This window comes from Sphingomonas panni, assembly GCF_022664435.1.
Taxonomy (GTDB): Bacteria; Pseudomonadota; Alphaproteobacteria; order Sphingomonadales; family Sphingomonadaceae; genus Sphingomonas; species Sphingomonas panni.
Genome location: NZ_JAKREU010000011.1, coordinates 71,768 through 86,108, shown reverse-complemented (window position 1 = coordinate 86,108; position 14,341 = coordinate 71,768). Strand labels below are relative to the sequence as shown.

The following is a 14,341-nucleotide window of genomic DNA, read 5'->3' as shown; positions in this document are numbered from 1 at the left end:
CCCTCGAACCGGCCCCCGCCCTTCCGCCAGATCGACGGACCCGATCAGCGCAGGATCGAACGCCCCGCATAGCGCGCCGCACCGGCCAGCTCTTCCTCGATACGGATCAGCTGGTTGTACTTGGCAAGCCGGTCCGACCGCGCCAGCGAGCCGGTCTTGATCTGGCCGCAGTTGGTCGCGACCGCGAGGTCGGCGATCGTCGAATCCTCGGTTTCGCCCGAACGGTGCGACATGACGGCGGTATAGCGGTTGCGATGCGCGAGGTTCACCGCCTCCAGCGTCTCGCTCAGCGTGCCGATCTGGTTGACCTTGACCAGCAGCGAGTTGGCGAGGCCCTGTTCGAGGCCCATCGCCAGACGCTTCGGGTTGGTGACGAACAGATCGTCGCCGACCAGCTGGACCTTGTCGCCGATCTTGTCGGTCAGCGCCTTCCAGCCTTCGAAATCATCTTCCGACATGCCGTCCTCGATCGACAGGATCGGATAGCGCGCCGCGAGGTCCGCCAGATAGTCGGCCATTTCGTGCGGGCTAAGCGACTTGCCTTCGCCGACCATTTCGTACCGGCCGCCCTTGAAGAATTCGGTCGCCGCGCAATCGAGCGCGAGCATCACGTCCTCGCCCGGCTTGTACCCGGCCCGCTCGATGCTCTGCATGATGAAGTCGAGCGCATCGATCGTGCTGTTGAGCGCTGGTGCAAAGCCGCCCTCGTCACCGACCGAGGTCGACAGGCCCTTCTCCGACAGACCCTTCTTCAGCGTGTGGAAGATTTCCGAACCGCAACGGACCGCTTCGGCGATGCTGTCGGCACCGACCGGCATCACCATGAATTCCTGGAAATCGATCGGGTTGTCGGCATGTTCGCCGCCATTGATGATGTTCATCATCGGCACCGGCAACAGATGCGCCGACACACCGCCGACATAGCGATACAGCGGCAGGCCGCGCGCATCCGCCGCCGCCTTCGCCACCGCCAGGCTGACGCCGAGGATCGCGTTCGCCCCCAGGCGGCCCTTGTTGTCGGTGCCATCCAGCTGGATCATCGCTTCGTCGATGTCGCTCTGGTCCTCGGCATCCATGCCCAGCACCGCTTCGGCGATGTCGCCATTCACCGCGTCGACTGCGGCCAGCACGCCCTTGCCCAGATAGACGCTCTTGTCGCCATCGCGCTTTTCGACGGCTTCGTGCGCGCCGGTCGACGCACCCGACGGGACCGCGGCGCGGCCGAAGCTGCCGTCCTCCAGCAGCACATCGACCTCGACGGTCGGGTTGCCGCGGCTGTCGAGGATCTGGCGGCCATGCACCTGGATGATTGCGGTCACGTAATGACTCCTTCTATTGTCGCGCGAAACGGCTTGGTCGCGGCCCCTCTATCCATTCGTTCCGCCGCCCGCAAATCCTCTACGCGACACGGAACCGCCGCACCGCCACATGGTTTTCCTACCGAAACGACGAAAGGATTCGTTATGACCGACTTCAATCGGACCGGTACCTCGCCGACCACCACCGGCGGCAACGTCGTCCTCGACACCGACTTCCCGCCCGAAACCGGCACCAGCCCGACGGCCGGGACGGCTGGCGGTGCGAAGCAGACGCTGAAGGACGAAGCGTCGAAGCTGTCGGCGAAGGCCACCGAAAAGGCACGCGGCCTCGCCGATGAGGGCAAGGCACGCGCCACCGGCGCGCTCGACGAGTTCTCGAAGCTGATGGAAGACGCGGCCGGCACCGTCGATGAAAAGCTCGGCGAACAGTACGGCCAATACGCCCGTTCGGCGGCGAAGGCGATTTCGGGCTTCTCGGACGGCCTTCGGGGCAAGGAGGTCGAGGACCTGCTCGCCGACGCCAGCGACTTCGTGCGCAAGAGCCCGGCGATCGCCATCGGCACCGCTGCGGCGCTCGGCTTCGTGCTGGCGCGCATCGTCAAGGCCGGGGTCGATACCGACACTACCCCGTCGACCAAGGGCTGAGCCCGATCATGGGGGATGAGGGACTGGGAACGGTCGTCTCGCGCGTCGTCGACGATGCCAAGGCCTATGCCCAGGCGGAAGTGACGTTGTGGAAGACGGTGGCGAGCACGCGCGGGTCGCAGGCCGGCATCGCCGCCGGTCTCGCGGTAGGCGCGGTGGTCATCGCCCTGTCGGCGGTAACCGCGCTGCTCGTCGGCGCAATCCTGTCGCTGCGGCCGATCATGGGGCCTGCCTGGGCCACCTTGCTGGTCGTGGTCGTCGCGTTCGCCATTGCCGGCTTGCTTGGCAAGATGGCGCTGACCGGCTTCAAGCGGGTCACCGCTCCGTTGGGAGATCGACATTGATCCCGCCCTCGCTCGCCGCCGCACAGGCCGATGTCCTCATCAAACGCGCCCGGCTGAAGGCCAGCCTGGCCGAAGCGAAGCATCGCCTGTCCCCTGCCACGATCGCGTCGGGCGTCGCCGACGACCTGCGTGACAAGGCGGAGGATGGCGTTGCCGTGATCCGCGAGCGGCCCGGCGTCGCCGCCGGCGTCGCGACCGGCATCGTCGCGTTCCTTGCGCGAAAGCGGATCGCCCGCCTGTTCCGCAAGTCCCCGCCACCTCCGCCGCCGCCCCTGCCCCCGACTGCCCCGAACAAGGAATAGCATCATGAGCGAACTCAAGACCGCCCCGACCGCGACCAGCACCGGCACGATCGACACGATCAAGGATAAGGCCGCCGCCACCGCCCACGCGACCAGCGACGCCGCGCATGATGCGGCGCAGCGTGCTTCGGAAGTCGCGCACGACGCCGCCAAGCGCGCGTCGGACACGATCGAGGCCAACCCGCTCGCCGTCCTCGCCGGCGGTCTGGCGCTGGGTGCCGTCGTCGGCGCGCTGCTGCCGCGCACCGCGCAGGAGACCAAGGCGCTGTCGCCGCTCGGCAAGAAGCTGTCGGCCGCTGCCACCGCGGCGGCCGCCACCGCCCGCGACGTCGGCAAGGAACAGCTCGCCGCTGCGCTCCCCAGCAAGGACGGCGCGAAGGAACAGCTCCGTTCGGTCTTCTCGAACGTGGTACAGGCCGCGACCGACAGCGGGAAAAGCGCGATCAAGGGCTGATCCGCCCGCGCGCTGCCAACTTATGGGTTGAAGGGTACGCTCCGTCCGCTATGCGACGGGGCGTATTCTTTTTTGCACTGCGGGAACGACCATGAGCAAACTCCACCTCGTCTTCGGCGGCCGCGTGACCGATCCGCGCACGCTCGACTTCGCCGACCTCAACGCAATCGACGTCGTCGGCATCTTCGGCGACTATGCCAGCGCCGAAAAGGCATGGCGCGCCGCCGCCCAGCGTACCGTCGACGATGCCGAGATGAAATATGTAGTGGTGCATCTGCACCGCCTGCTAGAACCGGAACTGCCGGCGGCATAAGTCGCCGACGTTACCCCTCCCGTTCAGTTCGAGCAGCTTCGAGCGAAGTCGAGAAGCGTCCGTCGAGAACGCGCTGGTTGAGGAACCCCTTCTCGACTTCGCTTCTCGACAGGCTCGAACCTACGCTCGAACCAAACGGGGTGATCTGGGTTCAAGGAGCGGAAACTACGCGGACCTAGTCCTGCGCCCGGTTCGCCCGCCCGCCCCAGCGCCACCGCAACAACGGCCGCAACAGCACCATGCCGGCAATAAACCCGCCGACATGCGCGGCACCGGCAATCGGCATCTCGCTGCCGGCCGTCGACCAGCCGATGAACAGATTCATGGCGGTCCAGAACACACCCAGCCAGATCGCATGAACGACATGCGCGGGGATCGGACCGATCGGCTTGGCCCTCGCCCCACCGAACAACAGCCCATAGGCCCCGATCAGCGCGGAGATCGCGCCGCTCGCCCCGATCATCGGCGCAGGAGAGGTCGGCCCGGCCAGCCACTGCGCCGCGATAGACGCATAAGCACCGACTAACAGTAACACCACCACGCCCCGCACCCCGACGGCGCGCTGGATCGGCGTACCGACGATCGCGAGGCTGATGAGGTTGACGCCGAGATGCAGCCACCCGTCATGGATGAACGCGGCAGTGACCGGCGTCAGCCATACCGGCACGAATGGCGCGAACCCTTCGATCGATGCGATATTGCTGGTCATCCGCAGCGGTACGAAGCCCGCCGCGATGGCCGCGCTCCATACGCCACCCGTGAGGATCAGCCACGCGCTGACGGCGGCGATCAGCCCGCCGATCGTCAGGATCGCCGGTGACGGCCGCCGGTCGTCCATATCGGTTCAGATGAACTCGATCTTCGCGATCTGATAGTAACGGTCGCCCGACGGCACCGTCACCTCGACATCGTCCTCGACCTTCCGCCCGATCAGCGCGCGGCCCATCGGCGAATTGTACGAGATGCGACCCGACTTCGCGTCGGCCTCGGTCTGGCCGACGATCTGATAGGTGATTTCCTTGTCGTCCTCGTCCAGCAGCGTGACGGTCGCACCGAACACCACCTTGTCGCCCGACAGGTCCTTCGGGTCGATCACCTGCGCGCGGCTCAGCTTGTCCTCGATATCGGCGATCGACGCCTCGATCTGGCCCTGCCGCTCCTTCGCCGCATGATATTCGGCGTTTTCGGACAGGTCGCCATGCGCGCGGGCTTCCTCGATCGCGTCGATGATCTGCGGTCGTTCCACCTTCAGCTGCTTGAGGTGCGCCGTCAGGCGATCATAGCCCTCCTGCAACATCGGCATCTTTTCGACCGTCGCCATCGCGCGCGCGTCCCTTTTTCTATCATTGCCCCCGCCACACGGACGGCCCCGTCAAGGACCGTCCGCGCGCAACTTTTCGCTGATGGGGATCAGTTGTGCGATTGCGAATAATAGGACTGGAGCGGGCGCACTTCAAGGGACCGGGCGCCCAGCGCCTGGATGGCCTGCGCCACCGCGACGCTCGCCGGGGCCGTGGTGAAATACGGCACCTTCTGCGACTGGGCCGAGGCGCGGATCGATTCCGAATCCTTCAGCGACTGCCAGCCTTCGGTGGTGTTGAAGATCATCGCGATATCGCCGTCGAAAATCTTGTCGACGATATGCGGACGCCCCTGCGCCACCTTGTTCACCCGTTCGACCGGCACGCCGTTCTCGGCCAGGTAATCCGCGGTCCCGCTGGTCGCGACGATCTTGAACCCCAATTCGACCAGCAGCTTCACGCCGGGCAGGATGACCGGCTTGTCCCCCGACTTGACCGACACGAACACCGTGCCGCCCTTGGGCAGGACGATGCTGGCACCCATCTGCGCCTTGGCGAAGGCGGTGGCGAAATCGCTATCGATTCCCATCACTTCGCCGGTCGACTTCATTTCCGGCGACAACACCGGATCGACGCCGGGGAAGCGCCCCCAGGGGAATACCGCTTCCTTTACCGCGACATGATCGATGTTGCGGTCGATCACGGGCAGCGTGGCCAGCTTCTCGCCCGCCATCACCCGCGCCGCGATCTTGGCAACCGGCGTGCCGATCGCCTTGGCGACGAACGGCACCGTGCGGCTGGCGCGCGGATTGACCTCGATCAGATAGACCTTGCCGTCCTTGACCGCGAACTGGATGTTCATCAGCCCCTTGACGTTCAACGCCTTGGCCAGCGCGACCGTCTGCCGTTCGATCTCGGCGATCACCTCGGCCGACAGCGAATAGGGCGGCATCGAACAGGCGCTGTCGCCCGAATGGACGCCGGCCTCCTCGATATGCTGCAGGACACCGGCCACGACCACCTCGTCGCCATCGGCGATCGCATCGACATCGACCTCGATCGCATCGCGCAGATACTGGTCGATCAGCACCGGGCTGTCGCCCGACACCTGCACCGCGGTCTGGATATAATCGTCGAGCTGCTGGAGCGAGTCGACGATCTCCATCGCCCGCCCGCCCAGCACATAGCTGGGGCGCATCAGCACCGGATAGCCGATCCGCTCCGCGATCACCGCCGCCTCGTCACGGCTGCGCGCCAGGCCATTGGCCGGCTGGAGCAGGCCGAGCGAGGTGACCAGATCGGCGAAGCGTTCGCGATCCTCGGCCAGGTCGATCGAATCCGGCGTCGTGCCCAGGATCGGGATGCCGGCCGCTTCCAGCGCGCGCGCGAGGTTCAGCGGCGTCTGCCCGCCGAACTGCACGATCACCCCGACCAGCTCGCCCTTCGACGCCTCGACATGCAGGATTTCCAGCACGTCCTCGGCAGTCAGCGGTTCGAAATACAGCCGGTCCGACGTGTCGTAATCGGTGCTGACCGTCTCCGGGTTGCAGTTGACCATGATGGTCTCATAACCCGCATCGCTCAGCGCGAAGCAGGCATGGCAGCAGCAATAGTCGAACTCGATCCCCTGCCCGATCCGATTGGGACCACCGCCCAGAATGACGATCTTCTTGCGGTCCGACGGCTGGCTCTCGTCCTCCGGCTCGCCGAAAGTCGGCGCTTCGTAGGTCGAATACATGTACGGCGTCTTCGCCTCGAACTCGGCGGCGCAGGTGTCGATCCGCTTGAAGACGGGCCGCACGCCCAGCTTGTGCCGATGTTGGCGCACCTCGTCCTCGGTCACGCCGCCGGTCATCATCTTGACGACTTCGTGGATCAGCCCCGATCCACGCTGGATACCGCGCTCCATGCCGCGCAGATTGGCGGATTGCAGCGCCAGCCATGCCAGCCGCTTGTCCGAAAAGCCCATCGCCTTCAGCCGGCGCATCCCCGCCGCATCCTGCGGCAGGCCGTTGGTGCAAACTTCGGTTTCCGCCGCGACGATCTCCGCCATGCGTTCGAGGAACCACGGATCGTACTTGGCGATGGCGTGCACTTCGGCGACGGTGAAGCCTTCGCGCAGCGCCTGCGCCGCGACCAGCAGCCGGTCCGGGGTCGCGACGGCCAGCGCCGCCTCGATCTCCGCGCGCGGCGCACCGGCGAGGCGTTCGACGGTGTTGAAGCCCGACAGCCCGGTTTCGAGGCCGCGCAGCGCCTTCTGCATCGATTCATGGATGTTGCGGCCGATCGCCATCACTTCGCCGACCGACTTCATCGCGGTCGACAGTACCGCCTGCGACCCCTTGAACTTTTCGAAGGCGAAGCGCGGAATCTTGGTGACGACATAGTCGATCGTCGGCTCGAACGATGCCGGCGTCGCGCCGGTGATGTCGTTGGTGATTTCGTCCAGCGTATAGCCGACCGCCAACTTCGCCGCGACCTTCGCGATCGGGAAGCCGGTCGCTTTCGATGCCAGCGCCGACGACCGCGACACGCGCGGGTTCATCTCGATGACGATCAGGCGGCCGTCCTTGGGATTGACCGCGAACTGTACGTTAGAACCCCCTGTTTCGACACCGATTTCCCGCAGGACCGCGATCGATGCATTGCGCATGATCTGGTATTCCTTGTCGGTCAGCGTCAGCGCCGGGGCGACGGTGATCGAATCCCCGGTATGGACGCCCATCGGGTCGATATTCTCGATCGAACAGACGATGATGGCATTGTCCGCACGGTCGCGGACCACCTCCATCTCATATTCCTTCCACCCGAGCAGCGATTCCTCGATCAGCACCTCGGTGGTCGGCGACGCGTCCAGCCCTTCGCGGACGATGCGCAGGAATTCGTCCTTGTTGTACGCGACGCCGCCGCCGGTGCCGCCCAGCGTGAAGGACGGGCGGATGATTGCCGGCAGTCCGACATGCTCCAGCCCCGCCAGCGCCTCCGCCTCGGTATGGGCGATGTGGCTGCGCGCGGATTCGAGGCCGATCTTCTCCATCGCGACCTTGAACTTCTGACGGTCCTCGGCCTTGTCGATCGCCTCGGCATCGGCGCCGATCATCTGCACGCCGAACTTTTCCAGCGTACCGTCATTGGCGAGCGCCAGCGCGGTGTTCAGCGCGGTCTGCCCGCCCATCGTCGGCAGGACCGCATCGGGGCGCTCCTTCTCGATGATCTTGGCGACGACCGCAGGCGTGATCGGCTCGACATAGGTCGCGTCGGCCAGCTCCGGGTCGGTCATGATCGTGGCGGGGTTGGAGTTGACGAGGACGATGCGATAGCCTTCCTCCTTCAACGCCTTGATCGCCTGCACGCCCGAATAATCGAACTCGCAAGCCTGGCCGATGACGATCGGCCCCGCGCCGATGACGAGGATGGACGAAATGTCGGTGCGTTTGGGCATTATTTCTCTTCTTCTACCTTCATCCGCGCCTGCTCGAGATATTTCAAAACCTCACTTGGCTGCAGTCGATAAACCTCGGTCAATTTACCACGCTCCTCAGCTGGCAAGGCAAAAGGCTTCAGAAGCCTACGAAGAACCTTGTCTATTTCCTTCGCATGTTCGTGTTGAAGCGGCTCGAAGCCATTCTGCAACGGAGCAAATCCGAAAACCTGAAGGCCCGAGTTCAATTTCGCGGCTCTACATTCCCGGTTCTTCGCTTGGCAAACATTCGGATCGCGACCGGAAAATCCTACCTTCACCCGATCAGGCGCATTTTCATGGACGAAGCAGTAAATATACCCTGCGGTCATTTCCGCATCATCTCCACAAACCGCTCGAACAGATAGAAGCTGTCCTGAGGTCCGGGCGATGCCTCGGGGTGGTACTGGACGGAAAACGCACGACCGCCGTCAACTTCGATGCCCGCGTTCGAGCCATCGAACAGCGACACATGCGTTTCGCGCACCCCCGCCGGCAGGCTGCCGCGTTCGACCGCGAAACCGTGATTCATGCTGGTGATCTCGACCGCGCCATCGGACAGGCGCTTGACCGGATGGTTCGCGCCGCGATGGCCCTGGTGCATCTTGGTCGTCTTCGCGCCCAGCGCGAGGCCTAGGAGCTGGTGGCCCAGACAGATGCCGAACAGCGGCTTGCCGGTGTCGAGCAGCTGGCGGATCACCGGCACGGCATATTCACCGGTCGCGGCAGGATCGCCCGGCCCGTTCGACAGGAAGATGCCGTCCGGGTTCGCCGCCATCACCTCTTCGTAGGTCGCGGTGGCCGGTAGCACGGTTACTTCCGCACCCGCGTGAACAAGGTTGCGGAAGATATTGCGCTTGCTGCCATAATCGATCGCCACGACGTGCGGACGCGACGTGCTCTGCGCGACACCTTCGCCGCCTTCCGGCTGCGTGCTGTCGTCATAGCCCTTGCCCAGATGCCAAGCCCCGCCGGCCCAGCCATAATGGGTCGCGCACGACACGGTCTTGGCGAGGTCCATGCCCTCCAGCCCCGGCCATGCCTGCGCCTGTGCCAGCAGCGCCGGAATGTCGAACTCGCCGCTCGCCGAATGGGCGATGACGCCGTTCGGCGCGCCGCCCTGCCGGATGCGGCGGGTCAGCGCACGCGTGTCGATCCCGGCCAACCCGATCCGGTTGTGCCGTGCCATCCAGGCATCAAGATGCTCGTTCGAGCGGAAGTTCGACGGCGCGGTCACGTCCTCGCGGACGATCATGCCCAGCGCGTGCGGGTCGTTCGCCTCGACGTCGTCGACGTTGGCGCCGACATTGCCGATGTGCGGGAAGGTGAAGGTGATGATCTGCCCGGCGAAGGACGGATCGGTCATGATCTCCTGATAACCGGTCATCGCGGTGTGGAAGCACACCTCCCCGACCGCGGCGCCCTCTGCCCCGAAGCCACGGCCCCAAAGCACGTCGCCATTGGCAAGGACGAGGACCCCGGTGGCTCCTTCAGGCATGGCGAATGGCTTGGCGTCGGCCATGATGGGCGGGCACTCCTGGGTAAAGCTGATGATGTCGCTAAGCGGTGGCGGCTAGTCCCAACCCCGCGTCGCGTCAATCCTGTGATCGTATGACGAATGCGGCTAAGGCTGATCGCTTATCCAAACGAACGACATCGGAACCGCCATGATTCGCGACACCATCAAGGACGCGCTCGTCACCGCCATGAAGGGCGGGGACAGGGAAACGACCGCTACCATCCGCCTGATCCAGTCGGCGATCAAGAACCGCGACATCGAGGCGCGCACCGGCAAGGCGCCCGAGAGCGACGACGCGCTTGTGGTCGAGGTGCTGCAGAAAATGGTCAAGCAGCGCCGCGAATCGATCGAGATGTACGAAAAGGGCAACCGCCCGGAACTCGCCGCCAGCGAAGCGCGCGAAGTGACCGTCATCGAACGCTTCCTGCCCGCGCAGATGGACGATGCACAGACCGCTGCGGCGATCGAGGCGATCAAGGCCGATCTGGGCGCGACCGGCATGAAGGACATGGGCCGCGTCATGGCCGAACTGAAGTCGCGTCACGGCAGCGAACTGGACATGAGCAAGGCCAGCGCCGCGGTGAAGGCGGCGCTGAGTTAAGCGGTTGCCGTACCCGTTCCGTTCGGGGCATATGGACGCATGACTCTTTCGCCCCAGTTCCTGGACGAGTTGCGCACCCGCACGACCCTGTCGGCGCTGGTCGGCAAGTCGGTAAAGCTCCAACGCTCGGGTAACGAGTATAAGGCGTGCTGCCCGTTCCATACCGAGAAGACGCCGAGCTTCTGGGTCAATGACGACAAGGGTTTCTACCATTGTTTCGGCTGCGGTGCGCATGGCGATGCGATCCGCTGGATGACCGACCAGCGCGGCCTGCCCTTCATCGACGCGGTGAAGGAACTGGTCGCGGCGGCGGGCATGGAGATGCCGGCGCAGGATGCGCGATCGGCGCGTCAGGCGGAACGGGCCAAGGGCCTGCATGAGCTGATGGCCGATGCGCAGAGCTGGTTTGTGGATCGGCTCGGCGACGAGGGCGGCATCGCCCGCGAGGCGCTGACGAAGCGCGGGATCAAGCCGGAGACGGCGCGCGCGTTCGGCATGGGCTTCGCGCCCGACGCGCGCGGCCGGCTGAGGGCAGCGCTGGCATCCTATGGCGACCCGATGCTGGTCGAATCGGGGATGCTGATCTCGGTCGAAGGCAAGGAACCGTATGACCGGTTCCGCGGCCGGCTGATGATCCCGATCCGCGATGCGCGCGGCCGGACGATCGCGTTCGGCGGGCGCATCCTGGGGGATGGCGAGCCTAAATATCTTAACTCGCCCGAAACGCCGCTGTTCGACAAGGGGCGCACCCTCTACAATATCGACCGGGCACAGGCCGCCGCGCGCAAGGCGAAGCGGGTGATCGCGGTCGAGGGCTATATGGACGTCATCGCGCTGGCGCAGGCCGGCTTCGATGAGGTCGTGGCGCCACTCGGCACCGCGCTGACCGAGCATCAGCTGGAGCGGCTGTGGCGGATGGCCGATTGCCCGATCCTGTGTTTCGACGGTGACGCTGCCGGGATCAAGGCGGCGCGGCGCGCGGCCGAGCGCGCCCTGCCCTTGTTGCAGCCGGGCAAGAGCATTTCGATCGTCACCATCCCCGATGGCATGGACCCTGACGATCTGGTCCGCGCAGAGGGGCCGCAGGCGTTCGAGGATTTGCTTGCCCGCCGTGAATCACTGTCCGATTTCCTGTGGCGGCTCGAACTGGCGACTTTGCCGCCCGGTGCAGGCCCGGACGAGCGTGCGGCGTTCGAGCATGAACTGGCGCGCCTCGCCGGCACGATCGCCCATGAGGGTATTCGCCGCGAATATTTCCGCACCTTCAAGGACCAGTTCTTCGCGCTGTTCGGGGCGAAGGACCGCCGCCTGCGCATCGTCGCCAACGACATGGCGGCCGCTGCCGAGGTCAAGGACGTCGACCTCGTCTTCGCGTTCCAGCGCGCCGTGCTGATGGGGCTGATGCAGCATGTCGATGTGCTGACCCGCCACTGCGAACTGATCGCGCAGCTGCCGATCAAGAACCAGCAGTTGCAGCGGTGGCGCAACCACCTGATTGACCTTGCCATCTATCGCAACGACCTGAGCGAAAGCCTGCTGACCGACACCATCGCCGCCGATCGGCAGCTGGTGGACATTGCGCGGCGGAACAAAGAAACCGACCTCGCCTTCAGCTTCTGGCAACGCGATACCGATGCGACCGTGGCCAAGACCGACCTGCTGCGCGTGATCCAGATCCTAGTCGACGAACAGGCGTGCCGCCGGGCGGAGAATGCCGCTGCCGAACGCTGTCGCCAGGACACGACCGAACGCACCTTCGCCGACTACCAGCAGGCACGGTCGGACCATGCGGCAGTACAGGCCCGGATTCGCGACTGGATGGAGGAACTGGACGAGGCGGCTTGATCCCCTCGCCCCGCCCTCCCATATCAGCCCAGTACAAACGCCCTGAATCGACGCCGGAACCGCCGAATTGCACGCTGATTGCTTGCAAATCGCGCTGGCTCGGACAAAGACGACGGGTAAAATCGCGCGGACCCACGCGCTGCGTGACATTTCTTGAGGGTTATTGATGGCCAAGGCGAATGGTGGCGGCGACGACACGATCGATACCGGCGACGCGCCGCTGATCGACCTGAACGAAGGGTCGATCAAGAAGCTGGTCGCCCGTGCGAAGAAGCGCGGCTACATCACCGTCGACCAGCTGAACGAAATGCTGCCGCAGGATCAGATGACCTCGGAGCAGATCGAGGACATCATGTCGGCGCTGAACGACATGGGCGTCAACGTCGTCGAGAATGAGGACGCGGGCGAGGACGGCGAAGGCGACGAACGCGCCAAGCAGGACGAGGACGGCGACGACGAAGCGTCGACCGAACAGGACGATGCGTCCGCCGCGTTCGAACCGGTCAAGAAGAAGGAAACCGTCGATCGGACCGACGATCCGGTCCGCATGTACCTGCGCGAAATGGGTGCGGTCGAACTGCTGAGCCGCGAGGGCGAAATCGCCATCGCCAAGCGGATCGAGGCCGGTCGCGACACGATGATCTTCGGCCTGTGCGAATCGCCGATCACCTTCAACGCCATCATCGGCTGGTCGACCGCGCTCAACGAGGGCACGATGCAGCTGCGCGAGATCCTCGATCTCGACGCGATGCTGTCGAAGGACCCGGCACCGGAATCGCTGTCGGACGATGAGGACGCCGACGATAATGGCGAAATCTCGTCCAAGAACGCCGGCCCCAGCTTCAAGGAAGAGGAAGAGCCGGAGGAAGCATCGGCGGATGAGGACGAGGACGGCGAGCGCCGCGCCCCGCGCCCGAGCGACGATGACGACGAGGACAACACGCTCAGCCTCGCGCAGATGGAAGAACAGCTGAAGCCACAGGCTTTGGAGAAGTTCGCCAACATCACCGCGATCTTCAAGAAATTTTCGAAGATGCAGTCGCAGCGCCTCGACGCGATGGCGGCTGGCGATGGCCTGAGTACTGCCGAGGAGCGCAAGTACCAGAAGCTCCGCGAAGAGCTGACCGCCGAGGTCGAGAGCGTTCAGTTCCACCAGGCGAAGATCGAATATCTGGTCGATCAGCTCTATGCCTATAACCGTCGCCTGACGGCGCTGGGCGGGCAGATGCTCCGCTTGGCTGAGCGTCACAAGGTGCCGCGCAAGGCCTTTCTCGACAGCTATGTCGACCATGAGTTGGACGAACAGTGGCTGGTTTCGGTCGCGTCGATCGACAAGAAGTGGAAGGCGTTCGCGGAGAACGAAGGCGCCGCCGTCGATCGCATCCGCACGGAAATCGCCGAGATCGCACAGCAGACCGGCATGGCGCTGAGCGAATTCCGCCGCATCGTCAACATGGTGCAGAAGGGCGAGCGCGAGGCGCGGATCGCCAAGAAGGAAATGGTCGAGGCGAACCTGCGCCTCGTTATTTCCATCGCCAAGAAGTACACCAACCGTGGTCTGCAGTTCCTCGACCTGATTCAGGAGGGGAATATCGGACTGATGAAGGCGGTCGATAAGTTCGAATATCGCCGCGGCTACAAGTTCAGCACCTATGCGACGTGGTGGATTCGTCAGGCGATCACTCGCTCGATCGCGGATCAGGCGCGGACGATCCGCATCCCGGTCCACATGATCGAAACGATCAACAAGCTGGTCCGCACCAGCCGCCAGTTCCTGCACGAACAGGGCCGCGAACCGACGCCGGAGGAAATGGCCGAGCGCCTTTCCATGCCGCTGGAAAAGGTTCGCAAGGTGATGAAGATCGCCAAGGAGCCGATCTCCCTCGAAACGCCGATCGGCGACGAGGAGGATTCGCATCTGGGCGACTTCATCGAGGACAAGAACGCGATCATTCCGGTCGATGCCGCGATCCAGGCGAACCTGAAGGAAACGGTTACCCGCGTCTTGGCCAGCCTCACGCCCCGCGAGGAACGCGTGCTGCGGATGCGCTTCGGCATCGGCATGAACACCGACCACACGCTGGAGGAAGTCGGTCAGCAGTTCAGCGTGACCCGCGAACGCATTCGCCAGATCGAGGCCAAGGCCCTGCGCAAGCTCAAGCATCCGAGCCGCAGCCGCAAGATGCGCTCCTTCCTCGACCAGTAAATCCGTCGCCCCGATGCTTGCCAAAGCATCGG

14 protein-coding genes are annotated in these 14,341 nt (G+C 64.6%); 8 read left to right on the top strand and 6 right to left on the bottom strand.

Annotation, left to right across the window (positions count from 1 at the left end):
* Positions 1-44: 44 nt before the first annotated feature.
* Positions 45-1,319: a phosphopyruvate hydratase gene (gene eno, locus MF609_RS17545; RefSeq protein ID WP_242417435.1), complete on the bottom strand. Its 1,275-nt coding sequence runs from the start codon at positions 1,317-1,319 to the stop codon at positions 45-47.
* 144 nt (positions 1,320-1,463) lie between these two features.
* Here eno and MF609_RS17540 point away from each other — a divergent pair, with 144 nt between their 5' ends.
* The 5 genes from MF609_RS17540 to MF609_RS17520 all read left to right on the top strand — a co-directional run bounded on the left by MF609_RS17540 (position 1,464) and on the right by MF609_RS17520 (position 3,377).
* Positions 1,464-1,964: a hypothetical protein gene (locus MF609_RS17540; protein WP_242417434.1), complete on the top strand. Its 501-nt coding sequence runs from the start codon at positions 1,464-1,466 to the stop codon at positions 1,962-1,964.
* Positions 1,965-1,972: 8 nt separating this feature from the next.
* A complete protein-coding gene (locus MF609_RS17535; protein WP_242417433.1) occupies positions 1,973-2,308 on the top strand; it encodes a phage holin family protein in 336 nt (111 codons plus the stop codon).
* Complete coding sequence (locus MF609_RS17530) at positions 2,305-2,610, top strand: hypothetical protein (protein WP_242417432.1); 306 nt, start codon at positions 2,305-2,307, stop codon at positions 2,608-2,610. Before MF609_RS17535 ends, MF609_RS17530 begins: the two co-directional genes overlap by 4 nt.
* A 4-nt stretch (positions 2,611-2,614) precedes the next feature.
* Positions 2,615-3,064, top strand: coding sequence for a hypothetical protein (locus MF609_RS17525; RefSeq protein WP_242417431.1), 450 nt, complete (start codon positions 2,615-2,617; stop codon positions 3,062-3,064).
* A 91-nt stretch (positions 3,065-3,155) separates the two neighbouring features.
* The gene (locus MF609_RS17520) at positions 3,156-3,377 is read left to right on the top strand and encodes a DUF4170 domain-containing protein (RefSeq protein ID WP_242417430.1); all 222 of its coding nucleotides are present in this window, start codon (positions 3,156-3,158) and stop codon (positions 3,375-3,377) included.
* Between the two features lie 175 nt (positions 3,378-3,552).
* On the opposite strand, the gene MF609_RS17515 is transcribed toward MF609_RS17520, so the two are convergent.
* From MF609_RS17515 to carA, 5 genes are all read right to left on the bottom strand, one after another.
* On the bottom strand, positions 3,553-4,215 hold the full coding sequence (locus MF609_RS17515; protein WP_242417429.1) for a rhomboid family intramembrane serine protease: 663 nt from the start codon (positions 4,213-4,215) through the stop codon (positions 3,553-3,555).
* Between the two features lie 6 nt (positions 4,216-4,221).
* Positions 4,222-4,698, bottom strand: a complete 477-nt coding sequence (greA, locus tag MF609_RS17510; protein WP_242417428.1) for a transcription elongation factor GreA — start codon at positions 4,696-4,698, stop codon at positions 4,222-4,224.
* An 89-nt stretch (positions 4,699-4,787) separates the two neighbouring features.
* The gene (gene carB / locus MF609_RS17505; RefSeq protein WP_242417427.1) at positions 4,788-8,120 is read right to left on the bottom strand and encodes a carbamoyl-phosphate synthase large subunit; all 3,333 of its coding nucleotides are present in this window, start codon (positions 8,118-8,120) and stop codon (positions 4,788-4,790) included.
* Positions 8,120-8,470, bottom strand: coding sequence for a hypothetical protein (locus MF609_RS17500; protein ID WP_242417426.1), 351 nt, complete (start codon positions 8,468-8,470; stop codon positions 8,120-8,122). The genes carB and MF609_RS17500 overlap by 1 nt, the downstream gene beginning before the upstream one ends.
* Positions 8,467-9,660, bottom strand: a complete 1,194-nt coding sequence (carA, locus tag MF609_RS17495; RefSeq protein ID WP_242417425.1) for a glutamine-hydrolyzing carbamoyl-phosphate synthase small subunit — start codon at positions 9,658-9,660, stop codon at positions 8,467-8,469. The genes MF609_RS17500 and carA overlap by 4 nt, the downstream gene beginning before the upstream one ends.
* 145 nt (positions 9,661-9,805) lie before the next feature.
* Here carA and MF609_RS17490 point away from each other — a divergent pair, with 145 nt between their 5' ends.
* From MF609_RS17490 to rpoD, 3 genes are all read left to right on the top strand, one after another.
* Positions 9,806-10,258, top strand: coding sequence for a GatB/YqeY domain-containing protein (locus tag MF609_RS17490; RefSeq protein ID WP_242417424.1), 453 nt, complete (start codon positions 9,806-9,808; stop codon positions 10,256-10,258).
* Between the two features lie 39 nt (positions 10,259-10,297).
* Positions 10,298-12,103, top strand: coding sequence for a DNA primase (dnaG, locus tag MF609_RS17485; protein ID WP_242417423.1), 1,806 nt, complete (start codon positions 10,298-10,300; stop codon positions 12,101-12,103).
* Between the two features lie 166 nt (positions 12,104-12,269).
* Entirely contained in the window at positions 12,270-14,309 is a 2,040-nt protein-coding gene (rpoD, locus tag MF609_RS17480; protein ID WP_242417422.1) for an RNA polymerase sigma factor RpoD, read from the top strand.
* Positions 14,310-14,341 lie beyond the last annotated feature (32 nt).

Excerpts from the sequence above, each read along its gene's own strand:
- MF609_RS17540 (WP_242417434.1), top strand. The coding sequence starts at position 1,464 with ATGACCGACTTCAATCGGACCGGTACCTCGCCGACCACCACCGGCGGC.
- MF609_RS17525 (WP_242417431.1), top strand. The coding sequence starts at position 2,615 with ATGAGCGAACTCAAGACCGCCCCGACCGCGACCAGCACCGGCACGATC.
- MF609_RS17535 (WP_242417433.1), top strand. The coding sequence starts at position 1,973 with ATGGGGGATGAGGGACTGGGAACGGTCGTCTCGCGCGTCGTCGACGAT.
- dnaG (WP_242417423.1), top strand. The coding sequence starts at position 10,298 with ATGACTCTTTCGCCCCAGTTCCTGGACGAGTTGCGCACCCGCACGACC.
- MF609_RS17515 (WP_242417429.1), bottom strand. The coding sequence starts at position 4,215 with ATGGACGACCGGCGGCCGTCACCGGCGATCCTGACGATCGGCGGGCTG.
- rpoD (WP_242417422.1), top strand. The coding sequence starts at position 12,270 with ATGGCCAAGGCGAATGGTGGCGGCGACGACACGATCGATACCGGCGAC.
- MF609_RS17500 (WP_242417426.1), bottom strand. The coding sequence starts at position 8,470 with ATGACCGCAGGGTATATTTACTGCTTCGTCCATGAAAATGCGCCTGAT.
- greA (WP_242417428.1), bottom strand. The coding sequence starts at position 4,698 with ATGGCGACGGTCGAAAAGATGCCGATGTTGCAGGAGGGCTATGATCGC.
- MF609_RS17490 (WP_242417424.1), top strand. The coding sequence starts at position 9,806 with ATGATTCGCGACACCATCAAGGACGCGCTCGTCACCGCCATGAAGGGC.
- carB (WP_242417427.1), bottom strand. The coding sequence starts at position 8,120 with ATGCCCAAACGCACCGACATTTCGTCCATCCTCGTCATCGGCGCGGGG.
- carA (WP_242417425.1), bottom strand. The coding sequence starts at position 9,660 with ATGGCCGACGCCAAGCCATTCGCCATGCCTGAAGGAGCCACCGGGGTC.
- MF609_RS17520 (WP_242417430.1), top strand. The coding sequence starts at position 3,156 with ATGAGCAAACTCCACCTCGTCTTCGGCGGCCGCGTGACCGATCCGCGC.